22 protein-coding genes are annotated in these 26,293 nt (G+C 74.7%); 7 read left to right on the top strand and 15 right to left on the bottom strand.

Annotated features, from left to right (window positions below; translation table 11 throughout):
• The first annotated feature begins 93 nt into the window (after positions 1-93).
• Positions 94-1,080: an NAD-dependent epimerase/dehydratase family protein gene (locus tag J2S46_RS39270; RefSeq protein WP_191290953.1), complete on the top strand. Its 987-nt coding sequence runs from the start codon at positions 94-96 to the stop codon at positions 1,078-1,080.
• Between the two features lie 21 nt (positions 1,081-1,101).
• Here J2S46_RS39270 and J2S46_RS39265 read toward each other — a convergent pair whose 3' ends face one another.
• The 3 genes from J2S46_RS39265 to J2S46_RS39255 form a co-directional block, all read right to left on the bottom strand.
• Positions 1,102-1,698 (bottom strand): dihydrofolate reductase family protein, encoded by a 597-nt coding sequence (locus tag J2S46_RS39265; RefSeq protein ID WP_191290954.1) that lies wholly within the window; start codon positions 1,696-1,698, stop codon positions 1,102-1,104.
• Between the two features lie 205 nt (positions 1,699-1,903).
• Positions 1,904-2,752 carry a DUF4253 domain-containing protein gene (locus J2S46_RS39260; RefSeq protein ID WP_191290955.1) on the bottom strand — a complete coding sequence of 283 codons (849 nt, stop codon included), beginning with the start codon at positions 2,750-2,752 and terminating at the stop codon, positions 1,904-1,906.
• Between the two features lie 375 nt (positions 2,753-3,127).
• The gene (locus J2S46_RS39255) at positions 3,128-3,577 is read right to left on the bottom strand and encodes a hypothetical protein (RefSeq protein WP_191290956.1); all 450 of its coding nucleotides are present in this window, start codon (positions 3,575-3,577) and stop codon (positions 3,128-3,130) included.
• A 391-nt stretch (positions 3,578-3,968) separates the two neighbouring features.
• Here J2S46_RS39255 and pgm point away from each other — a divergent pair, with 391 nt between their 5' ends.
• Positions 3,969-5,609 carry a phosphoglucomutase (alpha-D-glucose-1,6-bisphosphate-dependent) gene (gene pgm / locus J2S46_RS39250; RefSeq protein ID WP_191290957.1) on the top strand — a complete coding sequence of 547 codons (1,641 nt, stop codon included), beginning with the start codon at positions 3,969-3,971 and terminating at the stop codon, positions 5,607-5,609.
• A 134-nt stretch (positions 5,610-5,743) separates the two neighbouring features.
• On the opposite strand, the gene J2S46_RS39245 is transcribed toward pgm, so the two are convergent.
• The gene (locus J2S46_RS39245; RefSeq protein ID WP_191290958.1) at positions 5,744-5,965 is read right to left on the bottom strand and encodes a hypothetical protein; all 222 of its coding nucleotides are present in this window, start codon (positions 5,963-5,965) and stop codon (positions 5,744-5,746) included.
• Positions 5,966-6,121: 156 nt separating this feature from the next.
• Here J2S46_RS39245 and J2S46_RS39240 point away from each other — a divergent pair, with 156 nt between their 5' ends.
• From J2S46_RS39240 to J2S46_RS39230, 3 genes are all read left to right on the top strand, one after another.
• Positions 6,122-6,448, top strand: a complete 327-nt coding sequence (locus tag J2S46_RS39240) for a UBP-type zinc finger domain-containing protein (protein WP_307352671.1) — start codon at positions 6,122-6,124, stop codon at positions 6,446-6,448.
• 114 nt (positions 6,449-6,562) lie between these two features.
• Complete coding sequence (locus J2S46_RS39235) at positions 6,563-7,789, top strand: PP2C family protein-serine/threonine phosphatase (protein ID WP_191290959.1); 1,227 nt, start codon at positions 6,563-6,565, stop codon at positions 7,787-7,789.
• A gap of 163 nt (positions 7,790-7,952) precedes the next feature.
• Entirely contained in the window at positions 7,953-8,309 is a 357-nt protein-coding gene (locus J2S46_RS39230; RefSeq protein ID WP_073925542.1) for a YciI family protein, read from the top strand.
• Positions 8,310-8,429: 120 nt separating this feature from the next.
• On the opposite strand, the gene J2S46_RS39225 is transcribed toward J2S46_RS39230, so the two are convergent.
• Both J2S46_RS39225 and J2S46_RS39220 read right to left on the bottom strand, forming a co-directional pair.
• Positions 8,430-11,114 (bottom strand): DUF2156 domain-containing protein, encoded by a 2,685-nt coding sequence (locus J2S46_RS39225; protein WP_191290960.1) that lies wholly within the window; start codon positions 11,112-11,114, stop codon positions 8,430-8,432.
• A complete protein-coding gene (locus J2S46_RS39220; RefSeq protein ID WP_191290961.1) occupies positions 11,111-12,436 on the bottom strand; it encodes an alpha/beta hydrolase in 1,326 nt (441 codons plus the stop codon). Before J2S46_RS39220 ends, J2S46_RS39225 begins: the two co-directional genes overlap by 4 nt.
• Positions 12,437-13,361: 925 nt before the next feature.
• Between J2S46_RS39220 and aspS the strand changes: the two genes are divergently transcribed.
• Positions 13,362-14,684: an aspartate--tRNA(Asn) ligase gene (gene aspS / locus J2S46_RS39215; protein WP_191290962.1), complete on the top strand. Its 1,323-nt coding sequence runs from the start codon at positions 13,362-13,364 to the stop codon at positions 14,682-14,684.
• Positions 14,685-14,815: 131 nt separating this feature from the next.
• On the opposite strand, the gene J2S46_RS39210 is transcribed toward aspS, so the two are convergent.
• Together J2S46_RS39210 and J2S46_RS39205 are read right to left on the bottom strand one after the other, a co-directional pair.
• Positions 14,816-15,385 carry a hypothetical protein gene (locus J2S46_RS39210; protein WP_229912861.1) on the bottom strand — a complete coding sequence of 190 codons (570 nt, stop codon included), beginning with the start codon at positions 15,383-15,385 and terminating at the stop codon, positions 14,816-14,818.
• Between the two features lie 295 nt (positions 15,386-15,680).
• Positions 15,681-16,205 (bottom strand): GNAT family N-acetyltransferase, encoded by a 525-nt coding sequence (locus J2S46_RS39205; protein ID WP_191290963.1) that lies wholly within the window; start codon positions 16,203-16,205, stop codon positions 15,681-15,683.
• A gap of 431 nt (positions 16,206-16,636) precedes the next feature.
• Here J2S46_RS39205 and J2S46_RS39200 point away from each other — a divergent pair, with 431 nt between their 5' ends.
• A complete protein-coding gene (locus tag J2S46_RS39200) occupies positions 16,637-17,461 on the top strand; it encodes a DUF4389 domain-containing protein (RefSeq protein ID WP_191290964.1) in 825 nt (274 codons plus the stop codon).
• 36 nt (positions 17,462-17,497) lie between these two features.
• Here J2S46_RS39200 and J2S46_RS39195 read toward each other — a convergent pair whose 3' ends face one another.
• The 7 genes from J2S46_RS39195 to J2S46_RS39165 all read right to left on the bottom strand — a co-directional run bounded on the left by J2S46_RS39195 (position 17,498) and on the right by J2S46_RS39165 (position 26,279).
• Entirely contained in the window at positions 17,498-18,616 is a 1,119-nt protein-coding gene (locus tag J2S46_RS39195) for an LLM class flavin-dependent oxidoreductase (protein WP_191290965.1), read from the bottom strand.
• 85 nt (positions 18,617-18,701) lie between these two features.
• Positions 18,702-19,247, bottom strand: coding sequence for a flavin reductase family protein (locus J2S46_RS39190; RefSeq protein WP_191290966.1), 546 nt, complete (start codon positions 19,245-19,247; stop codon positions 18,702-18,704).
• Positions 19,248-19,411: 164 nt separating this feature from the next.
• Complete coding sequence (locus tag J2S46_RS39185) at positions 19,412-20,260, bottom strand: alpha/beta hydrolase (RefSeq protein WP_191290967.1); 849 nt, start codon at positions 20,258-20,260, stop codon at positions 19,412-19,414.
• Positions 20,257-21,426, bottom strand: a complete 1,170-nt coding sequence (locus J2S46_RS39180) for an LLM class flavin-dependent oxidoreductase (protein WP_191290968.1) — start codon at positions 21,424-21,426, stop codon at positions 20,257-20,259. The genes J2S46_RS39185 and J2S46_RS39180 overlap by 4 nt, the downstream gene beginning before the upstream one ends.
• A gap of 121 nt (positions 21,427-21,547) precedes the next feature.
• Entirely contained in the window at positions 21,548-22,804 is a 1,257-nt protein-coding gene (locus tag J2S46_RS39175) for an acyl-CoA dehydrogenase family protein (RefSeq protein WP_191290969.1), read from the bottom strand.
• A complete protein-coding gene (locus J2S46_RS39170; RefSeq protein WP_191290970.1) occupies positions 22,801-25,191 on the bottom strand; it encodes a molybdopterin-dependent oxidoreductase in 2,391 nt (796 codons plus the stop codon). Before J2S46_RS39170 ends, J2S46_RS39175 begins: the two co-directional genes overlap by 4 nt.
• Complete coding sequence (locus J2S46_RS39165) at positions 25,188-26,279, bottom strand: LLM class flavin-dependent oxidoreductase (protein WP_191290971.1); 1,092 nt, start codon at positions 26,277-26,279, stop codon at positions 25,188-25,190. Before J2S46_RS39165 ends, J2S46_RS39170 begins: the two co-directional genes overlap by 4 nt.
• Positions 26,280-26,293 lie beyond the last annotated feature (14 nt).

Here is a 26,293-nt window from a genome sequence, read left to right as displayed (position 1 = left end):
CGGCGCCCAGCAGCCTTCCGTCGCGGTCGCCCGGCTGCACGCTCTCAGCGAAAGCGGCTGGGCCTCCAGGGCGTTCGGTGCTTCAGTGGCGGGATGGACATTCTGGTACTGGGCGGGACGGCGTGGTTGGGCCGGGAGGTCTCCCGGCAGGCGATCGGGCGCGGGCACCGGGTCACCTGTCTGGCGCGCGGCGAGAGCGGGGCGGTGGCGGAGGGAGCGGTCCTGGTGGCCGCCGACCGTGGCGATCCGGCGGCCTACGAGGCGCTGCTCGACCGGGACTGGGACGCGGTCGTCGAGGTTTCGTGGCAGCCCGGCTTCGTCCGTGAGGCCCTCGGCGCACTGGCCGGCCGGGCCGGGCACTGGACGTACGTGTCCTCGGTCAGCGCCTACGCCTCGCATGCCGAGCTGGACGCGGACGAGAGCACTCCCCTGCTCGCTCCGACCGAGCTGGCGGAGGCCGGACGTGAGGCGTACGGCGAGGCGAAGGCCGCCTGTGAGGTGGCGTCGGCAGCGGCTCTCGGCGACCGCCTGCTGATCGTCCGCGCCGGACTGATCGGCGGGCCCGGCGACCACAGCGGACGCTCCGGCTACTGGGTGGCCCGGGCCGCCCGGGATCCGCACGGCCCGATGCTGGTGCCCGCGGCGCCGGACGCACCGACCCAGGTCGTCGACGTGCGCGACCTCGCCCACTGGCTGCTGGACGCCGCCGAGGCCGGGACCACCGGCACCTTCGACGCCGTCGGCCCGGTGCTCGCCCTCGGGGACTGGATCGCGCTGTCCCGTACCGTCGGCGGGCACACCGGCCCGCTGGCCGCCGCCGAGCCGGACTGGCTGGTGGCCAAGGAGGTGGCCCAGTTCATGGGGCCCGAATCGCTGCCCATGTGGCTGGCCGAACCGGGCTGGGAGGGCTGGTCGGCCCGCAGCGGCGCGGCGGCGCGCGCGGCCGGGCTGCGCCACCGGGCCCGGGTCGAGCTGCTGGCCGACACCCTGGCCTGGGAGCGCGAGCAGGGCCTGGGGCGGAGCCGGCGGGCCGGGCTCAGTGCCGAGCGCGAACAGGACCTCCTGGACGCACTGGGCTGACACCGCGGCGTCCGCTCCGCGCTACTTCCGGGCGACCGGACGGTAGGTGCACACGTTCACACCCGCGCCGCTGCTGACGGCGGAGACCAGTTCGAGGGTGCGCAGCGCGCCGTCGTCCGGGAAGACGGACTTTCCGCCGCCGAGCAGCACCGGCATGATCATGAGCCGCAGTTCGTCCACCAGACCCTCGGTCAGCAGGGAGCGCACGAGGGTGGGGCTGCCCATCACGGCCAGGTCCCCGCCGTCCCGGTCGCGCAGCTCGCGGATCCGGGCGGCCGCCTCCGCGCCGGGGACGCGGGTGGTGTTGTGCCAGGTCAGGTCGGCGTCGTCGAGCGTGCTGGAGACGACGAACTTGGGGATGGAGTTCATCCGGTCCGCGAACGGGTCGCCGGCCCGCTCGGGCCAGGCCGCGGCCATCGACTGCCAGGTGCGGCGCCCGAACAGCAGCGCCTCCGCCTTCGCCAGCGCCTCGGTGAAGGCACCGCCCACGACCTCCGGGTCGAAGAACGGGTGTGACCAGCCGCCGTGGGCGAAGCCGCCGTCGGTGTCCTCCTCCGGTCCGCCCGGTGCCTGCACGACGCCGTCAAGACTGATGAACTCACTGATCACGATGCGCACGGGATGCACTCCTCTTCCTGTCCCGGAGGCCGCGGAGGGGGGGCTCCGCCTTGTGGCAGACCATCTCATCCGGTACTGACAGTGCCTCAGGTGACCTGCGGGGCAAGGGGGATCTGCAGGCACACCCGGTGCGGCGGCCGGGAGCCGCCCCGCGCGGGTGGTTCTCCCCCGCCGCGCGGCCCCACCGGCCGGCCGCGCCGACGCGTCAGTCCCACCACAGCGTCCAGACGTCGGTGTCGACCAGGTGTTCCGCGTAGGCGGACAGGGTGCCGACTCCCTGGAGGATGTTGTCCGGGCAGAGCGCCAGGTGCTCGGCGGCGACCAGCAGGGCCTCGTCGAGGTTCGCGGGCGGGGCCGCGACACCGAGGTCGAGGGTGTCGAAGCCCACGGCGACGACCTGGGCGCCGAATCGCTGCTCCCAACTGCGGAGCACACCGGCGATCCTGCCCATGTCGTTCTCGTGGTTCAGCGGGCCGCTCCACCCGCAGGACGCCAGGGCTGCCGCGCCGTCCGTGCCCGCGACCAGCCCGATCCGGAGCGCCGGCCGGACCTGCAGCAGGGCGGCGGCGCAGGCCCGCGCGTGCTCGTCCGGACTCCGCGTCAGGGCGCCGGCGGGTGCGAGACCGGGCCAGGACGGGCCGAACGGCGCGGTGATCGCGCGGCGCTCGGCCTCCTCCTCAGGGTCCTCGTCCTCCCACCCGGCAATCCCCTCCCACCACTGGCGCAGCAGGTCGGGGGCGTCCTGGCTGTCGGGCGACGACATCTGGTCCGGGAACAGCTCCTGGGACCCCCAGGGGCGGAAGTCCGGCTCGTCCCGGAGGGGCGCCAGCAGCAGCGGCCAGAGCCCCGAGGTCTGTCGCTCGCGGTGGAGCGCCTCCCACAGCCCGACGGGTGCCGGGCCCTCACTCATCCACAGCACGGGCCTCGGGTCCCTGCCCTCTTCGGCCCCGACCAGGCGGCCGGCCGGGAGGGAGGAGTTCAGGGCGTGGTGGCCGGCCGCGACGCGCCGGAAGAGGGGGCGCAGTTCGGCGGGCAGGGGCGGGGAATCGGTCATGCGGGTCACGCTAGGCGGAGGCACCGACAACCGGGCGCCCCCTGCCTGCCCTCGTGCCGTCAGGGGCACCAGCACCGGGGCGGAGGTGCCTGGTCCGGGCGGACACCGGTGGGCGGCGCCGGACGGCTTCGCCGCGCGTCCTACGCCTCGTCGCGTACTCCTCCGGCAGGTGCTCCAGGACGGGCGCCCAGAAGCAGGAGTTGTCCGCGCCCTGGCCCGGTTGCCGGAGCAGGACGGCGCGGCTCCGTCCGGGCGGGGCGGAGCCGGTCCCCGCCCGCGCGGACGGTGACGATCCCCTTCAACCGGGCGGTGCTGACAGCCCGTCGGGCGGGCGCGGCGGCCGCTCCCCCGACAGAGGGAGCGGCCGCGACGGCCTCAGGCCGGACGGGGCGCCGTCCGACGTCCGAGCGCCCAGGCGATCAGCGCGAGGACCCCGGCGAGCGGGCCCAGGAAGGGGACGGGGGTGGTGTGGAAGACGGTGCTGCCGAGGACACCGATCAGCTGCCAGCCGCAGGTGAGCACGGCCAGCAACGACAGCCAGTGCCAGCGGTCCTGGCGCACCACGGTGAAGGGCAGCGCCAGCACCGCCACGGTCTGGACGACGTACCCGTACTGGAACCAGCTGGTGTAGAAGACGTTCCACCAGGGCGAGGGCAGGGCCGGCCCGTCCGCGTACTCCTGGCGGAACTCCAGGAAGGTCGAGTCCCGGTAGCCGGAGGACCACCAGGGCCACAGGTACAGGCCGACCAGGGTGAGTACGAGTGCGACCACCGCGAGCACGGCCGAGGGTGCCTTGCTGGGGGGCGCGGGTTCGATGAAGGGCATCTGGATCCTCGTCCTCTTCGGGCCGGAAATGAACTGACGGTGCGACAGGCTGTCCTCCTGTCACGGCTCGTCGTGCCGTCAATGGTCGGGCCGACGGGCCTGCGACGCCAGGGATTTGGGAGGAGTGCCTGGCCGCAGGGGTCGCCTCCACGCCGGGGGCGCATCCGTCCCACGGCCGGGCCGGCGGCGCGGTACGGCATCCGGGCGATGCGGCGGGCGGATGCCGCGGGCGGAGACGGCAGACGGGCGGGGCGCTTGACGCGGGCGCCGTCACCGGGATTGCATATGTCGTATCACGTTCGAATATGTTGGGTTATGAAGATTTCAGCGGACCCGTCGGCCCTGGCCGGGGCACGACCGAGTGGTCCGACGATCGGTGAAGGAGATCGCGATGGTGCACGCACGAGCCGGTTCCCCGGCGGAGCCCGGGGACCTGGTGGACGTGGCCGAACTGGTCACGGCGTACTACACGCTGCACCCCGACCCGGCCGAGCCCGGCCAGCGGGTCGCCTTCGGCACCTCCGGCCACCGCGGGTCCTCCCTGGACACCGCCTTCAACGAGGACCACATCGCCGCCACCACCCAGGCCATCTGCGAGTACCGCACCACCCGGGGCACCACCGGCCCGCTCTTCCTCGGGGCCGACACCCACGCCCTGTCCGAACCCGCCACCGCCACCGCACTCGAGGTGCTGGCCGCCAACGGCGTCCACGTCCTCCTCGACAGCGCCGGCGGCTGGACCCCCACACCCGCCGTCTCCCACGCCATCATCACCCACAACCGCACCCACCCCCACGCCACCGCCGACGGCATCGTCGTCACCCCCTCCCACAACCCGCCCCGCGACGGCGGCTTCAAGTACAACCCCCCGAACGGCGGCCCCGCCGGCTCCGACGCCACCGGCTGGATCCAGGACCGCGCCAACCAGCTCATCCGCAACGGCCTCACCGGGGTCCGCCGCACCCCCTACGCACGGGCCCTGGCCGCGGACACCACCGGCCGCCACGACTTCCTCACCCACTACGTCGAGGACCTGCCCGCCGTACTCGACCTGAACGCCGTCCGCGCCGCCGGCGTACGGATCGGCGCCGACCCCCTCGGCGGCGCCTCCCTCGCCTACTGGCAACGCATCGCCGAGACCCACCGCATCGACCTCACCGTCGTCAACCCGCTCGCCGACCCCACCTGGCGGTTCATGACCCTCGACTGGGACGGCAGGATCCGGATGGACTGCTCCTCGCCGTACGCGATGGCCTCCCTCATCGCGCGCCGCGACGAGTACCAGGTCGCCACCGGCAACGACGCCGACGCCGACCGGCACGGCATCGTCACCCCCGACGGCGGCCTGATGAACCCCAACCACTACCTCGCCGTCGCCATCGACTACCTCTACCGCCACCGGCTCGACTGGTCCCTCACCGCCGGCATCGGCAAGACCCTCGTCTCCTCCTCCATGATCGACCGGGTCGCCGAGGAACTGAAACGCACCCTGGTCGAGGTGCCGGTCGGCTTCAAATGGTTCGTCGACGGCCTGACCGACGGCACGGTCGCCTTCGGCGGCGAGGAGTCCGCCGGAGCCTCGTTCCTGCGCCGCGACGGCGAGGTGTGGACCACCGACAAGGACGGCATCCTCCTCGCCCTCCTCGCCGCCGAGATCACCGCCGTCACCGGCCGCAGCCCCTCCGAACGCTACGCGGACCTCACGGCCCGCCACGGCGACCCCGCCTACGCACGGGTGGACGCACCCGCCACCCGGGAGCAGAAGGCCCTGCTGGCGCGGCTCAGCCCCGAACAGGTCAAGGCCGACACCCTCGCCGGCGAGCCCATCACCGCGATCCTCACCCAGGCCCCCGGCAACCACGCCCCCATCGGCGGGCTCAAGGTCACCACCGAGAACGCCTGGTTCGCCGCCCGCCCCTCCGGCACCGAGGACGTCTACAAGATCTACGCCGAAAGCTTCCACGGCCCCCAACACCTCACCCAGGTGCAGGAGGAGGCCCGCACCCTGGTGAGCGACGTACTCGGCACCTGATCAGACCCCGGAGAGCACGGAACCGCCGCCCGCCCGGTACATCCGGAGGGGCGGCGGTCATGACGGGCAGGACGCGCCCGTGCCAGGGCCGGGCCGTCGCGACGGGGGCCGGAGCCGGGCGGGTGCCCGCCCGGTCAGCGGCCGTTGCGCGGGTGCCGCGAGGCGGTGCGTTCGTTGCCGCGCTTGTAGTTGCCCGTCCAGCGGGCCATCACCAGTTGGGGGTCGCCGCCGGCGCTCTCCGCCAGGAACCTCGTGGCGCGGTCGCCGCGCAGCTTGGCGGCGGCCCGGCCGTGGTGCCACACCACCACGGTGCCGTCGGGTCGCAGGTCGTAGCTGAATCCGGACGGTGACGGCATGGAGTCCTCTCGGTGCACGGCTGGACCCACACCCTGGCAGAGGCTCGACCCGGGGCGCAACGGATTTCGCCCCGCCGGCCCCGCCCGGACGAGCGTGGGACCCGCCGGCCGGGCGGACGCGGGCCGACCGCGCTCCGCCTGCGTATCGTGGACGGCGTGAGCGAGCACCACGCATGGCAGGTCGCCCCGGTACCGGGGGCCTCCGTCCGGCCCGACTGCACCCATCTGGACGAGGCGGCGGAGCCGCCCGCGAAGGCCGTCCGACGTGGCTGCGAGGGCTGCCTGCGGACCGGGAGCCGCTGGGTCCACCTGCTCGAATGCCTGGTCTGCGGGCATCAGGGCTGCGACGACAGTTCGCCCGGGAAGCATGCTTACGCCCACGCGCACACCGTGCCGGGCCACGACCTGGCCCGGACGCTCAAGCGGGGCGAGGACTGGGCCTGGTGCTACGCCGACGAGCTCTTCCTGCGGCCGGCCGGCTGAACGGGACGGATACGGAGCACCGTACGGCCCGGTCCCCGATGTCGCGCAGGGCAGCCGCGGCCACGGCTCCTATCGTTGGTGGTACAGGTCGGCGAGCCGAGGCGGGCAGCACTGATGACGGAAGCAGCGATCGACTACGCGGCGGTGTTCCGGACCCTGCCGGGCATGGTGGCGCTGCTGACCCCGGACCTGGTGTTCGCCGACGCCAACGAGGAGTTCCTGCGGTTGTCCGGGCGCAGCCGTGAGCAGGTGGTGGGCCGCTACCTGTTCGACGTCTTCCCCGACAATCCGAACGACCCCTCCGCCACCGGTGCGCGCAACCTGGCGGCCTCGCTGAAGCGGGTGCTGGAGAGCGGCGAGCGGGACGCGATGGCGCTCCAGCGGTACGACGTGGAGTCCGCGAAGCGGCCGGGCGTGTGGGAGGTGCGGTACTGGAGTCCGGTCAACGACGCGGTGCTGGGCCCGGACGGCCGGGTGGTACTGCTGGTGCACCGGGTGGAGGAGGTCACCGAGCTGATCCGGGCCCGTGGCGGCCCCGAGGGGTCGCGGGCCCGGGTGCTGGAGGCGGAGCTCTACACCCGGGCCCGCGAGTTGCAGGAGGTCAACGAGCGGCTGCGGCGGGCGCACGCCCGGGACCGGGAGGTGGCGCTGGCCCTGCAGGAGGCGTTGCTGCCGGCGCCCGGCCCGGTCGGGCACCACGGGGTGGCCGTGCGCTACCGGCCGGCGGTGGACGCGCTGAACGTCTGCGGGGACTGGTACGACCTGGTCGACCTGCCGGGTGACCGGATCGGCGTGGCGGTCGGGGACGTGGTGGGGCACGGGCTTCGCGCCGCCTGCGTGATGGGCCAGCTGCGCAGTGCGCTGAGCGCCGCCTCGCGGGTCGCCGACGGCCCGGCGCAGGCCCTGGAGGTGCTGGGGCTGTACGCCCGGTCGGTGGCGGGCGCCGAGTCGACCACGGCGGTGAGCACCCTGATCGACTGGGACACCCGGACGATCACGTACAGCAGCGCCGGGCATCCGCCGCCGCTGCTGCTGCACGCGGACGCCCGGGTCGAGTTCCTGGACCGGGCCACCGACCCCCCGCTGGGCGCGCGGCCCGAACACGTCCCCAGACCGCAGGCGACCACCACCTTCACGGAGGGGGACACGCTGGTCCTGTACACGGACGGCCTGATCGAGCGCCGGTACGAGGACATCGACGTCGGGCTGGCCCGGCTCGCGGACTCGCTCGCCGGGCACCGGAGAGAGGATCCGGAGGCGCTGGCCGACTCCGTACTGGCCGAACTGCTCTCGCAGCGCACCGCCACCGACGACACCGCCCTGGTCATCGTCCGGCTCTGAGCGGCGCCGGCGGCGGATGCGGGCCGGACCGGCCCCGGCCGACGGGCCGGCGCGGAAGATTCTCCGAAGAATGTCCGGGGAGGTGTCGATCCGGGCCGGGCCCGTTCGACGCAAGGGTGAAGAGGCGGGGAAACGCCCCCGCCGCACCGACCGAGGAGTCATCATGCCGCGCTTCCTGTCCATGATCCGCGTCGACGAGCAGAGCGCCCCCGCGCAGGCGCCCGGCCCGGAGTTCGAGCAGCGGATGGGCGCACTGTTCGAGGAGATCACCAAGGCCGGGGTCATGGTGGACACGGCCGGGCTCGCCCCCACCTCCGAGGGCACCCGGCTCACCTGGTCGGGTGGCCGGGTCACCTGCACCGACGGCCCGTTCGCGGAGGGGAAGGAGGTCGTCGGCGGCTACGCCATCATCCGGACCGAGGACAAGGCCGAGGCCCTGGAGTGGACCAGGCGGTTCCTGGAGGTCCACGACACGCACATGACGGTCACCGCCGAGCTGCGCCAGATCGCCGACAACTGACACCGCCCGGCGGGCGCCGCCGGACACCACCCCAGGACACCGCACCACCCCGCACACCGGACCCTGCCGGCCCGGCCGCAGCGATGCGGCCGGGCCGGCAGGGTCTCGGGCCGACGGGTCTCAGGCCGACAGCTTCCGCATCAGGCGCACGCCCTGGGCCGCGGTCAGGTGCGGCAGATAGGCCTTGCCGATCGCCCGGGTGATGCTGGGCAGGGCCGCCGGGTCCGGGTAGACCATGAACAGCGGCCGGTACTCGGGCTGGAACTTGGCCTTGAAGGCGAGCAGCGATCGGAAGCCGTACACCGGCTCCAGCACCTTGCCCATCCAGTCCAGCATCCGCTGCAGGGAGGTCGGGTCCTGGCCGCGGTCGGCGCGGGCCAGCGGCGCGCCCGAGAGGGACAGGAACCGGGCGCCCTCCTCCTTGAAGCCGAGCGCCGCGGAGGCGATCAGGAACTCCATCACGCCGCGGAACCCGTCGGAGCCGCGGCGCATGAAGTCCAGGGTCCAGCCGACCGGGCGGCCGTCCTCGTAGACGGGCATCCAGCTGGTCAGGCCGTGCACCTGGCGCTCCGGGTCGACGGCGATCAGCACCCGGACGGCCGGGTCCTCCAGTTCGTCCAGGCCGCCGAGGGTGAAGCCCATCTCCGGCAGGCCCTTGTCGCAGACCCACTCCTCGGAGATGGACCGGATCTGGTCCTTGATGTCGGCCGGCGCGTCCCGGTAGCTCCACCACTCCGCGACGATGCCCTGCTTGCCGGCCTTGTTCAGGGACGTCCTGATGTCCTGCCACTTCTTCCCGGTGAAGGCGAGTTCGGGCAGCGCCACCACGGTGTCCTCGGCGACCTGGAGGGAGCGCCAGCCGAGTTCGACGGCGGCCTCGCGGATCTCGGGGGTGACGCTGTAGAAGCACGGGGTCCAGCCTCGCGCGTCGCAGTAGCGGGCGAACCCGGCCACCGCCCGGCGCCTGGCCGCCGGCTCGCCGAAGGGGTCACCGGTGGTCAGGGCGACGGTGGAGAGCACCCGGTAGGGCACCGCCGCCTCGCCGGCCTCGTCGAACCAGTAGTGGTTTCCGTCCCAGGTGCTGATGAAGGACAGCGTGCTGCCGCCGTGGGCGGTGAGCAGAGCCCGGGCGCGGGCGGCGTCCTCGGCGTCCACGTGCACCACCGGCCGGCGCAGCGCGACCAGCAGGGCGGACAGTGTGACCGTCCAGAACAGCAGTCCGCAGTAGGTGACCAGCAGCCGGGCCACCGGGCCGGTGGCGATCGGGTAGTCGGAGAGCAGTTCGCCGTACGCCGGCGGCAGGTAGGCCGCGGGCAGCCCGGCGACCAGCCGGCCGACGGTGACGGCCGGGTCGTACTGCTCTCGGACCAGGCCGCCGACCCCGACGTAGGCGGTGGCGGTGAGCACCAGGGCCGTCGCGATGACGGCGAGCAGGCGGCGGACCACCCGCCGGGCCATCCGCAGCTGGAAGCGGTGCCGGGTGCGGATCAGCAGGGCGGTGGTCAGCACGGGCAGCAGCAGGGCCTCGACGAAGAACTCGACGACGGCCGCGGTGTCGGCCGGATCCTGCAGGACGGAGAGGTCGTCGGCGAGCAGCCGGACGAGCAGGCAGATCCAGATCAGCTCGGTGAGGACGGTGATCCGCCAGGCGGCGCGCAGCCCGCGGCGCAGGCCCTCCGCGAGCACCAGCAGCAGGGCGGGGACGGCGGCGGCCATCAGGCGTCCGGGCGAGTCGAAGAAGTCCTGGACGGCGTGCGCCCGGGCGCATTCGTGGACGGAGATCGAGCAGAGGTCGGCGATCTCGTCGGGTGCGTAGGAGCGCGAGAGGTAGAGGTCGGAGAGGCTGTTGAAGGGGCCGATGGCGTTGTCGTACAGCGAGGCGAAGAGCGGGCCGACGGCCGCCGCGACCAGGCAGAGGGCGACCAGGACCCGGGTCTCGTTGTGCGAGGAGCGCCCGCGCCGGGGCAGCCCGAGGCGGCGAAGGCGGCGGGTGCCGTCGGCCGCCCGGTCGGCGTCGCGGTACGGGCCGTGGCGGTGCAGAAGGCCGCCGACGGCGAGGCCGACCACGGCGGCGGTGAAGCGCTGCAGACCCTGCAGGTGCCCGATGTACAGGGTGGCGACCAGCGGGATCAGCACCACCAGCAGGTGCATCCGTCGGCGCCAGAGGGCGCTCAGGCGGTAGCCGAGAACGGCGGCGAGCCCGAACAGTCCGACGCCCGGTCCGGTGGCGATCTGGTCGGCGATGTCCAGGGTCCAGCCCTCGCCGGCGGCGATCCCCAGCCGTACCAGGGCGGTACCGAGCAGCGTGGCCACGATCTGGCCGGTGACCAGCACCAGGACGCTGCGGCGCCGGCCGAGCCGGCGTTCGGCCACGGGACCGACCAGCAGGAGCAGCCCGCTGGTGAAGAGGTAGGCGCTCAGGCCGGAGCACCAGACCAGCGAGGTGAGAGGGGTCCACCAGCGGCCGGCGTCGAGGGTGGGCAGGCCCACGCCGACCTGTTCCAGGAGCGGGCCGGAAGGGCCGTGGCGGAGGCTGCCGGTGGCCGCCCCGATGATCCACAGGGCCGCGAGCAGGCCGAGGGTCAGCGGCGCCTCGCGCAGCCGGCGGGCCTGGCGCAGCCAGCGGGAGCGGGCCGGTTCGGGGGTCGGCGCGGTCGGTCCCCCGCCCGGTCCGGCGCCGGGATCGGCGGGCCTGGCGGCGGGGTCATCGGGCCCGGGCCGCGGGCCGGCCGGGGCCGGTACGGCGGAGGATGTCGAGCGGGTGTCGGCGGGCCCGTCGGCCGGGGTGGTGGCCGGGGCGCTCATCCGATCAGTCCGGTCCGCTTGGCGAGCCACTGCAGGTTGTCACTGATGGCCGCCCGGAAGACGGTCCAGTCGTGCCAGCCGGGCTTGACCTGGAGCTGGACCGCGACGTCCGCCCGGACGGCGGCCGCGTAGACCTTCTCCTGCTGGGGGCGGAACTCCTGGTCGTTCGAGCCGACCACGAAGATCCCGGCGGTGTCGGGGAACTTCTTGCGGGCCATCACGTGCATCGGGTCGACGGCGTCGAAGGCAGCCTCGTCGCCGCCGAAGGCCTCCTTCACGCTCTTGCCGTGGCTGCCCAGGGTGGGCTCCTGCTGGCCGGAGATGTTGATGAAGGAGCCGTAGACCTCGGGTGCGTTCAGGGCCAGTTGCAGGGAGCAGGTACCGCCGAACGACAGGCCGGCCACCGCCCAGGACTGCCGTCCGGTCGCGGTCTGCAGGGTGTCGCGCACCCAGGCCGGGACGTCGTGGGCGAGGTAGGTCTGCGCCTTGGCCAGCCGGGAGTCCATACAGAGCTGGTTCACCCAGGGCGAGCCGGTGGGGTCGGCGACGACCACGATCGGGGCCAGGCCCCGGTGGGCGCTCGCGAAGGTGTCCATCATGTCCTGCAGGCCCCCGGAGTTGATCCAGTCCTCGGGCGCGCCGGGCTGGCCGGGCAGCAGGACCAGCACCGGCAGCAGCGGCCGCGGGGTGGCCTGGTAGGCGGGCGGCAGGTAGACGAAGCCCGGGCGGGTCCTGAACGCGGACCGCGGGCCGGGTATCCGGACGCCGGCCATGGTGCCCTTGGCGGGCAGGTCGGCGGGCGGGTTCCAGACGTCGGCCAGCGTCCTGCCGGGCGGCGCGCCGATCGTCCGGTCGGCCTGCGTGGTGTCCAGGGTCCCGGTGTCACTGATCCAGGGCGCGAGCAGCACACGTGCCGTCGGGTACTGGTCGAACAGCCGGTTGACCTGGGAGGACGCCATCAGCACCGCCAGCCCGGCGGCGAGCGCGACCAGCGCCCGGCCGGGCCACCAGGGCAGCCGGCGCAGCCGGAACCCGGCCAGGGACAGCCCGAGGACCGCCGTGCCGATCCACACGGTCACCTCGTCCGGCAGGCCCTCGGGGAAGGGCTGCCACCAGTCGTCGACGGCCACGTCGATCAGCAGGGTGAGGGCCACGGCCAGAGCCACCGCGCAGGGCAGCAGGCGTAGCCCCCACCGCCGGCCGCGGGCCACGGCGAGCATCAGCAGCGCCCCCCAGCCCGCCGCCAGCACGGCGTACGCGATCGGCCCGTGCGTCAGCGGCCAGTCCAGCGGGTTCCAGGTGGCGGCGAGCGCCAGGGTCATCATGCTCCTTGCTTCGCGGCGCCGGTACGCACCGCAATTCCACTACGCCGCGACGTCGCCGCCACGGCCGTCCTACACACCCACCAACAGGAGCACCGGCACGAACGGCCCGGGCTCGGTGCCGCGCTCGCGCGCGGCGCCACCTGTCACGGTCTGCGGGACACCCGGATGCCGGGGCGCGCGTACCGTCGGCACCGCACCGCCGGAAGCCCCGCACCGCACCGCCGGGACGTCCGACATGAACGCGGCAGGGCGAAGCCCTGCTGCATGTCGACGTGTCCAGCCATGGTTGTGGTTCCCCCGCCGCCCCCGCGCCCCGATCCGTCCTGCCCCGGCCCCGGTCTCCCGATCCGTCCCGCCCCCGTTCTCACCAGCCCCGTTCTACCAGCCCAGGTAAGCACGACCCGCGACCGGGGTCGCCGGACGGGGTCCGACACGCCGTCGGTGCACACCCCCGGCCCAGGCGGAGCGGCGGCGCGCTCCTCCCGCCGCGGGCCGGACCGGTGCGGCCCGCGGCGGGAGGAGCGCGCCGGCCGGTCCCGGTGGAGCGGCCGGGCGGCGGACCACCTGTGGCCCTGCCGCCGCCGGAACGGCCGGGCCGCGTGCCCGAAGGGGACGCCCCGAGTGCCCGAAAGGGCGTTGCGACGATCGCGCCGGGCCGCCTAGCCTGTGCCCAACGCGATGAGGGAGACGAGTACCCGAGGGATCCCGCGAGTCGAGAGAGCCGCCGGCAGCTGTGAAGGCGGCATCGCGCCCGAGGCGAAGACACTCCTGAGCGCGGGGAGGAAATGCCCCGCCGGCCGGCCCCCGTGATCGGGCCCGAACGAGGCTGCCGCCGTCGGCGGGAGCGAAAGTGCGGTGGCACCGCGAGCCCCTTCTCGCCCGCACTCCCAAGGGATCACCCGACGTCCTACGGAGGACTGCGATGATCCACCCCACCCCCCGTGTCCTGGTCGCCGACCTGCGGGAACACCTGGGCCGCACGGTTTCGGTCCACGGCTGGGTGAACACCCTGCGCCTGCAACGCACGATGCAGTTCGTGCTGGTCCGGGACCACAGCGGCACCGCCCAGGTCACCCACCGGCGCCTGGGCGCGGACGACCCGGTCGAGGAACGGATCGAGGAGCTGACCGTCGAGTCGGCGGTGCGCGTCACCGGCTTGGTGGTCGAGAACCCCGCCGTCCGGCTGGGCGGCCTGGAAATCGTCCCGGAGCACGTCGAGCTGCTCAACCGGGCCGAGGCACCGCTGCCCCTCAACGAGCTCACCGGGCTGGAACACCGCCTGGACTGGCGGTTCCTGGACGTCCGCCGGCGCCCCGCCGCGCAGCTGCTGTTCGCGGTGCAGACCACCGTCGAACAGGCCCTGCGGGAGTTCGCGTACGCCGAGGGCTGCACCGAGATGCACACGCCGAAGCTGATGGGCACCGCCTCGGAGTCCGGCGCGGAGGTGTTCGAGCTGGGCTACTTCGGCCGCAGCGCGTACCTCGCGCAGTCCCCGCAGTTCTACAAGCAGATGGCGATCGCCGCCGGTATCGACCGGGTCTTCGAGATCGGGCCGGTGTTCCGCGCCGAACCCTCCTTCACCTCGCGGCACGCGACCGAGTTCACCGGGGTGGACGTCGAACTCGCCTGGACCGAGGACGTCGAGGACGTGATGGCCTTCGAGGAGCGGATGCTCGCGCACACCCTCGGCCGGGTCGCGGAGCGGCACGGAGCCGCGATCCAGGAGCAGTTCGGGGTGGAGGTGACCGTCCCTGCGCTGCCCTTCCCCCGGGTCACCATGGCCCGGGCCCAGGAGATCCTGCGGGCGGGCGGCCGGGACCCTGAGGGCGCCAGGGCCGACCTGGACCCCGAGGGCGAGCGTGCGCTCGCCGCGCACATCCGGCGGGAGACCGGGCACGAGTTCGTGTTCGTGACCCACTATCCGGCCGGGATCCGGCCCTTCTACCACATGCGGGCAGCGGGCGAGCCCGACCTGACGCTCAGTTTCGACCTGCTGTGGAAGGGGCTGGAGATCACCACCGGCGCGCAGCGCGAACACCGGTACGACGTGCTGCTCGAACAGGCCGCGGAGAAGGGCATCGGCATCGAGTCGCTCCAGGACTACCTGAACTGCTTCCGCTACGGATGCCCTCCGCACGGCGGTCTGGGCCTGGGCCTCGGCCGGGTGCTGATGGTGCTCCTCGGCCTGGACTCGATCCGTGAGGCGACCTTCCTGTTCCGCGGGCCCAACCGGCTGACTCCGTAGGGTCTCGCGGGGCCGCAGGGTCTCGCGGGCCGGAGTCCGGGGCGGGCCGGACACCGGAGTCCGGGGCGAGGACAGGACGGTCCTCGCCCCGGGCGCCCGTCCTCGGCGGGCCGGCCCAGGGCGGGCTCCTCCTACTGGCAGGAGTCGCAGATCCCCGTAGCCGGGAGCTGGACGTAGCAGCCGGTGCAGATCGGTGCGGCCGGCTCCGGGAGCCGCGCGCGTCGGCGCTCGATCGCGGCCAGCAGCCGGGGCGCGAGCGCGGGGACGCCGCCGCCGGGCGGCAGGGCGGCGCCGAAGCGGCGGTAGCAGTCCAGCCGGGCGGCCGCCGCGTGGTTCTCCCGGTCGATGTCCTCGGCGGCGGCCTCCTGCCCGGCGACCGCGAGGACTTCCCGGTAGCCCTCGCCGACCATCCCGTCGCTGGTGCGGACGACCAGTGCCGTCAGGGGCGGGTCGCCACGCCGATGGGCCTCGCGGACCACATGGCCCAGCACGCCCCCGATCCAGTTGTGCAGGAGGGCGGTCGTCCGGACCCCGGACGCCGCCTGGACCGCCTCCGCCAACTCCTTGTAGGTGATGACGGCGTGATAGGTCCCGGCGACGGTGACCAGGTGCGGATAGGCCTCGTCGGCCCAGAGCTGCTGGGCCTGCGCCGCCCCCACCGCGGACCCGTCCGCCTCACGCCAATAGCTGCGCTGTGCCATCCACCCTGCCCTGTCCGTCGATCAGTCGTCACGGCCCGGCCGGGGCGTGATCGGTGACGTTCCGCAGCGCCCGATCCGGCCTCGTGGCGGCCGCCGGCCCGGCCGAACCCCTCGGGAGCCGGCCTCCTCGCACGCCTGACGGCCACCGGGCCCAGCACCGGGCCACCGCGTCCGGGCCCATCTTGCTCCCGTCCGGGCCCACGCTCAACTTCCGTCGACAAAGCGACTGTTCACGCGGAGCCCGGCCTGGTCGGGCGACCCCGGCGAGGCCCCGCCGGGAGTGGCCCGGCCGGCCTCAGAGCGTTATCCAGTACCGCCGCACGGCCCCGAACTCGGTGTCCTGGACGCCTTCGAGGACGCCGCCCAGACGCTCGATCGTCCTCACGGAGGCGACGTTGCCGACCTCGCAGACGAGGAGCAGCCGGCCCAGGTCACGGGCCCGCGCCTCGTCGAGCATCCGGCCCAGGGCCCAGGCGGCCAGCCCGCGCCGGCGCGAGGACGGCCGGATGCCGTAGCCGATGTGGCCGAACGGCAGCACGAAATCACCCGGCCCGTACCGCAGCGCGATCCCGCCGTGCACCCGGCCGTCCTCGACGATCCAGCGGTACACGCAACCCACCGGACCGGGCCGCCCCTGGCTCCCGTCCGGCTTCGGCGGCTCGGCCAGCCGGGCCACCCAGGCCGCGAATCCGTCCGGCGAGTCGACCTCGTCGGCCGCCCGCAGCCCGAAGCCGTCCTCATGGGCGCCGGGCCCCCAGTCGGCACGGGCTTCGAGCCAGGCGGACCGCAGACGGGTGGTGGGCGCGATCAGTTCAGGCATGCCGCGACGATACCGAGCGGTTCCGGCACCTGTCACAGGCGTTTCGGACAGTCGTACCCGCCTTGTCCGGGGCAGCAGTTGGCCGGTCGTCAGCCTGTCGTGATCGGGGTCTCCCCCCGGCGGCGCCGCCCTACCGGACGCCGTCGCGACGTGCACCGCCGCCCGACCGGGAGCCCGCGCCGCCCGTACCCGCCGGCCCTGCGGCGGGTCGGCGGCGGCGACCCGCGCGAGGGGCCGGCCCCGGCTCCGGCTCCGGATGCCGGGGTGGGCGCGGAGGACGCCCCCGGAGCGGCCGGAGCCCGGGCGCCGGCCCGCCCTCTCGCTTCGCCCGATCGGTCCATCCGACGGGCGCGGGCGCCGGGCGACTGCGATCTTCGGAAGATGCGGCTCCCCCGCCGCCACCGCCCTGGACCCGACGCCTGGAGGCCCGGATGTGGGACGCTCCCCCCGCCGCTGCGCCCGCCGCGGCCGAGTTCCTGCCGACGCTGGACATGCCGGAACCGGCGGACCAGAACCGGCTGACCGTGCTGCTGCGCCTGCTGATGCTGATCCCGCAGATCATCGTGCTGTGGGTGCTGTCGGTGGTGGCCTTCTTCGTGAGCGTGATCGGCTGGTTCGGGGCGCTGGTGCTGGGGCGGCTGCCGGAATTCGCCGCGACCTACCTGGCGGGCTTCGTCGCGTACGAGACGCGGGTGAACACCTACGCGATGCTGACCCACGACCGGTACCCGCCGTTCGCCTTCCAGGCGCCCGGGTACCCCGTCCAGGTCGGGCTGAAGCCGGGCGAGCTCAACCGGCTGGCGGTCTTCTTCCGGCTGATCCTGGCCATCCCCGCGGCGATCGTGCAGAGCGTGCTGCTCACCGGCTGGTGGACGGTGTCGTTCATCAGCTGGCTGGTGGTGCTGATCCTGGGCCGGATGCCGCGACCGCTGTTCGAGGCCAGCGCGGCGATCGTGCGCTACCGGATGCGCTTCCAGGCCTACCTGTTGATGCTCACCGCCGCCTACCCGAAGCAGCTCTTCGGTGAGGACCCGCCGGTCGGCGCGGTGGGCGCGGCGCCGGTGGCCTCGGCGACCAGGCCGCTGGTGCTCAGCGGCGCCGGGCGCGGCCTGCTGGTCGTCTTCATCCTGGTGGGGATCGCCGCCTCACTCACCTCCTCGCTGACCGGCACCTTCGGCTCGGACGACGACAACGACGACCTGTCCGTGCACGTCACCGCGCCGCTGGACCCGGGACGGGTCCCGGCCGGGCGCTGAACCGGCGGGGCCGCCCGGGCCCGGTCCGGCCCCGGCTCAGAACCGGCCGGCCGGGACCGCCGGGTGGCGCCAGAGTCCCTCGGCCGCGAGCAGCGGCAGGACGCCCTCGCCGACCTGGTAGGCCTCCTCCAGGTGCGGGATGCCGGACAGGACGAACTCCTGAACGCCCGCGCGGTGGTACTCCCCGATCAGGTCGGCGACCTCCCGGTGGCTGCCCACCAGCGCGGTGCCGGCGCCGCCGCGCACCAGCCCGATGCCCGCCCACAGGCCCGGGTGCACCTCCAGCCGGTCGGTGGCGCCGCCGTGCAGCTCCCGCATCCGTCGCTGTCCGTCCGACTCGCTCCGGGCCAGGGCGAGTTGGGTACTACGGATCCGCTCCGGGCTCATCCCCGCGAGCAACCGTTCGGCTTCGGCCCAGGCCTGCGCGGAGGTGTCCCTGGCGATCACGTGCAGCCGGATCCCGAACCGGGGCGTGCGGCCCCGGGCCCGGGCCAGACCGCTGATCCACTCGATCTTCTCCCGGACCTGCGCGGGCGGCTCGCCCCAGGTGAGGTAGACGTCCGCGTGCCGGGCCGCCACCGTACCGGCCGCCGCCGAGGACCCGCCGAAGTAGATCTCCGGCGCGGGATCCGGCAGCCGCGCCAGCCGGGCCTGCTCGACCCGTAGATGGTCCCCCTCGTGGTCGACGATCTCGCCCGACCAGAGGCGCCGGACGATCCCGAGGAACTCGTCCGCCCGGGCGTAGCGCCCCTCCTTGTCCAGGAAGTCGCCGTAGGCGCGCTGCTCGGCCGACTCGCCGCCGGTCACCACGTTGAGCAGCAGCCGGCCGTGGGACTGACGCTGGTAGCTGGCCGCCATCTGGGCGGCCAGGGTCGGGCTGAGCTGCCCCGGGCGGAAGGCGACCAGGAACTTGATCCGCTCGGTGACCTGGGTGAGCATCGCCGTGGTCAGCCAGGCGTCCTCGCACCAGACGCCGGTGGGGGTCAGCGCGCCGGCGAAGCCGAGTTGCTCCGCCGTGCGGGCGATCTGGCCCAGGTACTCGATGCTCGGCGGGCGGTCGGCGCCCGCCGTGCCGGGCGTCGACCCGTGGCCGCCGCCGACCACGTGGCGGCTGTCGCCGGTGGTGGGCAGGAACCAGTGGAAGGTGAGGGACATTGCGGACTCCTGGGACGGGCGGCGGCCGGGTGCGCGGGCCGCGTGGAGGTGCCGGGCGGTGGCCGGGGCACCGGACGGGGGCCGGTCAGCTCCGGCGGGCACCGGCGCCCGGAGCGGAGGTGAACCCGCCGAAGGCGCCGTCGTGGTGCACCAGCGGGCCGACGTCCTCGCGGGCCAGGGTGTCGACGACCTCGCCGACCACCAGCAGGTGGTCGCCGACCTCCTGGAGCAGCACCGGACGCGCCGTCAGCCAGGCCGCGACCCCGGCCAGGACGGGTGTGCCCAGCTCGTCGGGCGTCCAGTCGGTGCCGGCGAAGCGGTCGACGCCGCTACGGGCGAACCGGGCCGCCAGCTCCTCCTGGCCGCGGCCGAGGATGTGGACGGCGAAGCCGGCCGCCGCCCGGACGGCCGGCGCCGCCGAGGCGGTGGCCGACACGTAGAAGGACACCAGGGCCGGATCCAGGCTGACCGAGGTGAAGGAGGTGGCGGTGAAGCCGGCGGGGCCCGGCACGGTGATGACGGTGACGCCCGCGGCCTGCCGGCGCAGGGTGCGGCGCAGCCGGTCGGCCGGCACGGGGGCCGGCCCGATCGGCCGGAGCTGTGTGGCGGGGAGGTCCTGGATGATGGTCACGGGATGTCCTTCCTGGGACGTGGATCGGTGCCGGCGGGGCCGGCGGTCGGGCGGCAGGCTTGCGGACGCGCCGGTGGTGACCGGCGGGGACGGGTCCGGTCCGTACGCTCCGGACGGACCGGACCCGTCCTGGCGGTGGTGGCGGGGGTGGGGCGGGCCGGACCTCAGCGGGCCGGTTCCTCCACCGTGAGCAGGCGGGGCAGGTCCGGGCCGCCGCGCAGGCGCTCCAGCCACTGGACGAGCTGCGCGGCGACACTGCGGTGGGTGGCGTCGTTGAGCACGTCGTGCCGGCCGTCCTCGACCAGCACCAGGACGGCCGCGGGCAGCCCGGCGGCGAACTCCCGGACCGCCTGCGGCGGGGCGACGGGGTCGGCCGCGCCGTGCAGGACCAGGACGGGCAGCGGCCCGGGCGCCGCAGGCGCCGCGGCCGGGGCCTGGGCCGCAGCCGGGGCCGGGTTCAACGCCGGAGCGAGCAGCGCGTCCGGGACGCGGTCCGCGAAGCGGCCCCGGCCGAACGCCGGATCGGCCGCCAGCACGCCGCGGTGGGCCGGGCAGGACGTCCGGGCCGCCAGTTCCTCCTCCCAGTCGCCGGGCGGCGGGGTGTCGGCCGTCAGCGGCAGTGCGGCGAGCACGAGGCCGTCCGGCCGCGCTCCGGCTTCCCGGGCTGCGGCCAGCGCCCGCAGCGCGCCGGTGTCCGACCCGGCCAGCACCACCGGTGCGGGAGCCTGCCCGGCGACGGCCGCGAAGGCGTCCGCCACCTCGGCCGGCGCCGGCTCCGGGCCGAGGGCGAGCGCGTGGACGCCGTAGCCGTCGGCGGCCAGCCGGCGGCCGAAGCGCTGGTAGACGGCCGGGCTCTCGCCCCGGCCGGGGAGCAGCACCACGGTGCCGCGCCGGGCGGCGCCCTCGGCGGGCTCCCAGACGAGCGTGCCGGGCCGGGGGCCGGAAGCTGCGGCCGCGGGCACCGGAGCGGGGGCCCCGGGTGCGAGCGGGGCCTGGGCGACGGGGGCGCTCATCGGGCGCTCCCCGCGGTGACCGGGGCGGCCAGCCGGGCGGCGGCCTCGCGGGCGGCCTCCGCGCGCTCGCGGCGGGCGACCTCCTGGCGGACCAGCGGCAGCAGGTGGCGCCCGTAGTCCAGCGCGTCGTCCAGCGGGTCGTAGCCCCGGATCAGCAGGGTGCTGACGCCGATGTCGACGTAGTCGAGCAGGGCCTGGGCGACCGTCTCGGGGGTGCCCACCAGCGCGGTCGAGTTGCCCGCGGCGCCGGTGGCGGCGGCCGGGGCGGTCCACAGGGCCCGGTCGTGCCGGTCGGCCTTGGCGGCGGCGGCGAGCAGTCGCTGCGAGCCGGCGTTCTGCGGGCGGGCGTCGGGACCGACCGGGAGGATCGCACGCTTGCCCACGAAGGAGCCGCCGCCCCGGCCGCGGTTCTGGATGGTGTGCAGGATGCCGTGGGCCCGCTCCCAGGCCTCCTCCTCGGTGCGGCCCAGGATCGGCCGGAAGGAGACGCTGATCCGGGGCGGCGTGCTGCGTCCGGCCGCCTCGGCGCCGGCCCGGACGGAGGCGATCTGCTCGGCCGTCTCGGCGAGCGGCTCGCCCCAGAGCGCGAAGACGTCCGCGTGCTTGCCGCCGACCCGGTAGGCCGCCTCGGACGACCCCCCGAAGTAGAGCGGGATGCGCGGCTGCTGGACGGGCCGGACCTCGGCGTGGAAGTCCTCCAGCCGGTAGTGCGGCCCCTGGTGGTCGAAGGGGCCCTCGCTGGTCCAGGCCTTCGTGAGGACGTCCAGGTAGTCGTCGCTGCGGTCGTAGCGCTCGTCCTTGGGCAGGTAGTCGCCGTCCCGGCGCTGCTCGGCGTCGTGGCCGCCGGTGATGATGTGGACGGCCACCCGGCCACCGGAGAACTGGTCCAGGGTGGCGAAGGTGCGGGCCGCCAGGGTGGGGGCGACGAAGCCCGGCCGGTGCGCGACCAGCAGGCCCAGCCGCTCGGTGTGGGCGGCCACGTGGGCGGCGACCTGGCCGCCGTCCGGGCTGGAGGAGCCGTAGCCGATCAGGATCCGGTCGAAGCCGGCCTCCTCGTGGGCCTTGGCGAAGCGCCTGGTGAAGTCGGGGTCGACGACCGGGCCGGAGGCGGGGCGGGTCTCGGAGACGTCGGTGGTGCCGATCATGCCGATGAACTCGACGGGCATGGTGTCAGGCCTTTCGTGCGGTGGCCGCGGGGAAGCGCGGCCGGGGAGCGGGAATCAGGGAGCGGGAGTCGGGGAGCGGGAGTCGGGGTGGTCGGGAGCAGGGCGGTGAGGGGCGGGGCCGTCAGGGGCGGGCGCGCAGCAGGGCGCGCTGCCCGGCGGCGAGCAGGACGGTGTCGTCCTGCGGGGTGTGGATGCGGCTGCAGAGCACGTTGCGCAGGTGGCGTTGGAGCGGGTTGTCGTAGGTGAGCGCGTTGTTCCCGATCAGGGCGACGGCCTGTTCGACCGCGCCGATCGCGGCCCGGGTGCCGAGCACCTTGGCGCCGGCGGACTGTTCGGCGGCGGCCGACTCGCCCGCGTCGACGGCCTGCGCCAGCGCGGTGACCAGCCGTTCGGCGCCGTCCAGCGCCACCTCGATCTCGCCGACGGCGTTCTGGAAGCGCGGCAGGCTCGCGAGCGGGGCACCGAGCGCGGTGGGGACGCGCTCGTGCAGGAAGCCGGTCAGCCACTCCAGGGCGGTCCGGGCCACGCCGAGGTAGAGGGCGGTGAGCCCGAGCGAGTTCCAGGCGCCGGCCACGGTGTCCCGGCCGCCGTCCGCACCGGGCCGGGCGAGACCGGCGACGTGCCCGTACGGGACCCGGACGGCGTCGAGCAGCACGTCGTCGCTGCGGCTGGCGCGCAGGCCGAGGTGGTTCCAGGTCCGCTCGACGGTCAGGCCCGCCGCGTCCGAGCGGACCAGGAAGCTGCCGACGCGGGGTTCGGGCTCGTCGGTGCGGGCCCAGACCAGCATCCAGCGCAGGGCCTCCGCGCCGGTGGAGAAGATCTTCCGGCCGGTCAGCTCCCAGTGCTCGCCGCGGCGGCGCGCGACGGTCGCGGGCAGTCCGCCGCGCACGGGGGTGCCCAGGTCGGGCTCCACCCGCAGGGCGTTGACCAGGGCGGGCCGCTCGGCGGACTCGGCGAGCAGCTCCGCGTACACCTCGGCGGGCCAGTACGGGGTGCGGGCCTCGGCCGCGTGGGTGAACAGGGTCATCGCCGTGACCAGGGCCACCGCCGGGTCGCCCGCGCCCAGGGCGCCGAGGATCCGGACGGTGTCGGCGAGCCCGCCGCCGGGGCCGCCGGAGCGGGCGCCGACGGTGGCGGTGAGCAGCCCGGCCCGGTGCGCGGCTTCGATGCCCCGGTAGGGGAAGGAGGCTTCGCGGTCGTGCTGCTCGGCGTCAGCGGCGAGGGCGGCGGTGACCGTCGGCAGCCTGTCGAGGTCCGGGGCGGGCAGGGCGGGACGAACGGGCGCCGCGGGCGGCAGGGGCGAGGGCGAAACGGCGGGTGCGGCGGGCGGCTGCTGGGCCCCTGGCTGGATCAGCTGCTGGGTCGGTCGCTGGGTCATCGCGGGGCTTTCGGGTCGGTGGGCGGCTCGGTGGGGGCCGCCGGTGCGGCGGGCGGGGTGGCGGCGGGGCGGACGAAGGTGGGCGCGGTGCGGACGGTGACCGGGGGCGGTTCGCCGCCGCTCCAGCGTTCGAGCTGCACCAGGGCGTGCTGGCCGACGCAGCCCTGGGAGAGCCGCGAGCTGGGCAGGTCGGCGGTCAGCACATTGGGGTTGCCGTGGGCGCAGAGCGGCGGCTCCACCCCGGGGACCGGGTCGAACCAGGCGCCGGTGGGCAGTCGGACGACTCCGGGGCGGACCTGCTCGGTGAGCAGGGCGCCGGCCAGGCAGGCACCGCGGTCGTTGAAGATCCGGACCAACCCGCCCTGCTCGATCCCTCGTTCGGCGGCGTCGGATGGGTGGATCTGGACCGCCTCCCGGTCGGCGACCTTGGCCGCCAGGCTGACGGCCCCGGTGTCCAGCTGGCTGTGCAGCCTGGTGGCGGGCTGGTTGGCGATCAGCAGCAGCGGGTGCCGTCCGGCGGCCGGGCCGCCGAGCCGCTCCTCGGGCTCCAGCCAGCTCGGGTGGCCCGGGCAGTCCGGCAGGCGCATCGCCGCGACGGTGGCCGAGGCGAGTTCGATCCGCCCGCTGGGGGTGCGCAGCGGGAAGCGTTCCGGGTCCGCCCTGAACTCCTCGAACAAGGTGAACTCAGATGGTCCCTGGGGAAGTTGCCACTCCCCCTCCGACCAGAACCGGTCGAAGGCGGGCGGCCGCGCACGGCCCGAGGCGGTCAGCTCGGCCGCCCATTCGGCGTACAGGTGCTCCAGCCACTGGCGCGGGGTGCGGCCCTCGGTGAAGCGTTCGCCGAAGCCGAGCCGGCCGGCGAGGGCGGCCAGCACGGCGTGGTCGTCACGCGCCTCGCCGACCGGTTCGACGGCGCGGTGCATGGCGATCAGGTGGGTGTCGCGGCGGCCGCCGCCGAAGTCCTCGCGTTCCAGGGCGGTGGTGACGGGCAGCACGATGTCGGCGTGCCGGGCGGTGGCGGTCCAGTGCGGTTCGTGGACGACGACGGTGTCGGGGCGGGCGAAGGCGCGGCGCAGCCGGCCCAGGTCCTGGTGGTGATGGAAGGGATTGCCGCCTGCCCAGTGGACGAGCCGGATGTCGGGGTAGGTGTACCGGGCGCCGTCGTAGTCGAACTCCTCGCCGGGGTGCAGCAGCAGGTCGGCGATCCGGGCGCAGGGGATGAAGTCCTTTACGGGGTTGGGCTCCTGGGGCAGGAACGGCAGCCGCAGCTGCGGGCCCGTGTCGCCGACGTCGCCCATCGAGCCGTAGCCGTGGCCGAAGCCGCCGCCCGGCAGGCCGATCTGGCCGAGCGCGGCGGCCAGCGCCAGCCCGGCCCAGACCGGCTGCTCGCCGTACCGGGCGCGCTGGAGCGACCAGGTGACGGTGACCAGGGTGCGGGTGGCGGCCATCCGGCGGGCCAGGGCGCGGATCCGGCCGGCCTCGATCCCGCAGATCGCGGCCGCCCAGTCGGCGTCCTTGACGACGCCGTCCGGCCCGCCGTGCAGGTAGTCGGCCAGGGTCTCGAAGCCGGTGGTGCAGGCGTCGAGGAAGGCGCGGTCGTGCAGCCCTTCGCTGACCAGGGTGTGGGTGAGGGCCAGCATCAGGGCGGCGTCGGTGGCCGGCGCGACGGGGTACCAGTCGGTGACCGGTCCTTCGGGCAGGTCCTCCCGCAGCGGGCTGACCAGGGCCACCTCGACGCCCCGGGCGGCGAGTTCGGCGAGGTGTCCGGGGGTTCCGTGCCGGGTGACGCCGCCGGGGGTGACGTAGACGTTCTTGGCGGGGATCCCGCCGAAGGCGACGATCAGGCGGGTGTTCCGGGTGATGGTGGGCCAGGAGGACGCCGCGCGCAGCACCGTCTCGGCGTCGCCGACCAGGTGCGGCAGCAGCACCAGCGAGGTGCCCAGGCTGTAGGAGTTCCGGGAGCCGGTGTAGCCGCCGAACTGGCCGAGGAAGCGGTGCAGTTGGCTCTGCGCGTGGTGGAACCGGCCGGCACTGGCCCAGCCGTAGGAGCCGCCGAAGACGGCCTGGTTGCCGTGCTCGCGGCGGACCCGGTCGAGTTCGGCGGCCACCAGGTCCAGCGCGTGCTCCCACTCCACCTCGACGAACGGCTCGGCGCCGCGCGCGGTCGAGGGCCCGGGGCCGTGTTCCAGCCAGCCCTGCCGGACCGCCGGACGGCGGACCCGGGTCGGGTGGTCGAGCGCCCCGGCCACCCCGCCGAGCAGCGGGGAAGGGGAGGGGTCGGCGGGGTGCGGCACCACTTCGACGCCACCCCTCGCACCGGGGCGGACACCGAAGGCGCCCCAGTGCGAGGTGGTGGGCGAGGTCCGGGGTGGGAGGACGGAGGTCATGCGCTCGCCGCTCCCGCGAGCACCGCGCCGCCGGCGTCCACCTGGTCGCGGACCAGCGTGATCAGCTTGCCGTAGTCCCGGGCGTCGGCCAGCTGGTCGAAGCCGCGGATCAGCAGCGTGCCGACGCCGATCGCGGTGTAGTCCAGCAGCGATTCGGCGACCTGCTCGTACGAGCCCACCAGGGCGGTGGAGTTGCCGGCCGCACCGGTGGCCTTGGCGACCGCCGTCCAGAGCCGCTTGTCGTGCACGTCGCCTTCGGCGGCGGCCGCGAGCAGGCGCTGCGAGCCCTCCTGGGCGGAGTGGTCGAGGTTGAAGGCCTTGCGAAGGTCGCCGACCTTCTCCTTGGTGAGCCGCAGGATCTCGGCGGCGCGCTCCCAGGCGGCGGCCTCGGTCTCGGCCGGGATCGGCCGCAGGCTGACGCTGAACGCCGGCTCCCGGCCGTAGGGTTCGGCCGCCGCGCGAACCTGGCGGATCCGCTCGGCGATTCCGGCCAGCGGCTCGCCCCAGAAGGCGTAGACGTCGGCGTGCCGGCCGCCGACCCGGACGGCGTCCGCGGAGGCGCCGCCGAAGTAGACCGGGATCGGCCGCTCGGGCCGGACGGACGACAGACCGCCCTTCACCGAGTAGAACTCGCCCTGGTGGTCGAAGGGTTCGGCCGACTCCCAGGTGCGGCGGACCACCTGGAGGAAGTCGTCGGTGCGGCGGTAGCGGGTCTCCTTGTCGCTGAAGTCGCCGTCCCTGGCCTGGTCCGCGTCGTCCCCGCCGGTGATCACGTGCAGGGCGATCCGGCCGGGGTGGAAGGCGTCCAGGGTGGCGTACTTGCGGGCCGCGACGGTCGGCGAGACGAAGCCGGGGCGGTGGGCGAGCAGGACGCCCAGGCGGGTGGTGTGGGTCAGCACCTGGTCGGCGACGGTGAAGCCGTCGGGACTGGCGGAGGAGTGTGCGACCAGCACCCGGTCGAAGCCGGACTCCTCGTGGGCCAGGGCCAGTTCGCGCAGGTAGCCGGGCTGGACGGCGGGGCCGGTGTCCTGGGTGTCGGTCTCGGTGAACGGCTTGGTGGCGGCGAGGCCGATGAACTCGACGGGCATGGCGCTACTCCAGA

The organism is Kitasatospora herbaricolor (assembly GCF_030813695.1).
In the GTDB taxonomy this organism is placed as follows: domain Bacteria; phylum Actinomycetota; class Actinomycetes; order Streptomycetales; family Streptomycetaceae; genus Kitasatospora; species Kitasatospora herbaricolor.
Note: the sequence above shows the minus strand (reverse complement) of the source record. Positions and strands in the feature narration are given on the sequence as shown.

Bases quoted from the DNA above. Each gene is read 5' to 3' on its own strand.
- J2S46_RS39270 (WP_191290953.1), top strand. From the start codon at position 94: ATGGACATTCTGGTACTGGGCGGGACGGCGTGGTTGGGCCGGGAGGTC.
- J2S46_RS39260 (WP_191290955.1), bottom strand. From the start codon at position 2,752: ATGACCGATTCCCCGCCCCTGCCCGCCGAACTGCGCCCCCTCTTCCGG.
- J2S46_RS39255 (WP_191290956.1), bottom strand. From the start codon at position 3,577: ATGCCCTTCATCGAACCCGCGCCCCCCAGCAAGGCACCCTCGGCCGTG.
- pgm (WP_191290957.1), top strand. From the start codon at position 3,969: ATGGTGCACGCACGAGCCGGTTCCCCGGCGGAGCCCGGGGACCTGGTG.
- J2S46_RS39245 (WP_191290958.1), bottom strand. From the start codon at position 5,965: ATGCCGTCACCGTCCGGATTCAGCTACGACCTGCGACCCGACGGCACC.
- J2S46_RS39235 (WP_191290959.1), top strand. From the start codon at position 6,563: ATGACGGAAGCAGCGATCGACTACGCGGCGGTGTTCCGGACCCTGCCG.
- J2S46_RS39230 (WP_073925542.1), top strand. From the start codon at position 7,953: ATGCCGCGCTTCCTGTCCATGATCCGCGTCGACGAGCAGAGCGCCCCC.
- J2S46_RS39225 (WP_191290960.1), bottom strand. From the start codon at position 11,114: ATGAGCGCCCCGGCCACCACCCCGGCCGACGGGCCCGCCGACACCCGC.
- J2S46_RS39220 (WP_191290961.1), bottom strand. From the start codon at position 12,436: ATGACCCTGGCGCTCGCCGCCACCTGGAACCCGCTGGACTGGCCGCTG.
- aspS (WP_191290962.1), top strand. From the start codon at position 13,362: ATGATCCACCCCACCCCCCGTGTCCTGGTCGCCGACCTGCGGGAACAC.
- J2S46_RS39210 (WP_229912861.1), bottom strand. From the start codon at position 15,385: ATGGCACAGCGCAGCTATTGGCGTGAGGCGGACGGGTCCGCGGTGGGG.
- J2S46_RS39205 (WP_191290963.1), bottom strand. From the start codon at position 16,205: ATGCCTGAACTGATCGCGCCCACCACCCGTCTGCGGTCCGCCTGGCTC.
- J2S46_RS39200 (WP_191290964.1), top strand. From the start codon at position 16,637: ATGTGGGACGCTCCCCCCGCCGCTGCGCCCGCCGCGGCCGAGTTCCTG.
- J2S46_RS39195 (WP_191290965.1), bottom strand. From the start codon at position 18,616: ATGTCCCTCACCTTCCACTGGTTCCTGCCCACCACCGGCGACAGCCGC.
- J2S46_RS39185 (WP_191290967.1), bottom strand. From the start codon at position 20,260: ATGAGCGCCCCCGTCGCCCAGGCCCCGCTCGCACCCGGGGCCCCCGCT.
- J2S46_RS39180 (WP_191290968.1), bottom strand. From the start codon at position 21,426: ATGCCCGTCGAGTTCATCGGCATGATCGGCACCACCGACGTCTCCGAG.
- J2S46_RS39175 (WP_191290969.1), bottom strand. From the start codon at position 22,804: ATGACCCAGCGACCGACCCAGCAGCTGATCCAGCCAGGGGCCCAGCAG.
- J2S46_RS39170 (WP_191290970.1), bottom strand. From the start codon at position 25,191: ATGACCTCCGTCCTCCCACCCCGGACCTCGCCCACCACCTCGCACTGG.
- J2S46_RS39165 (WP_191290971.1), bottom strand. From the start codon at position 26,279: ATGCCCGTCGAGTTCATCGGCCTCGCCGCCACCAAGCCGTTCACCGAG.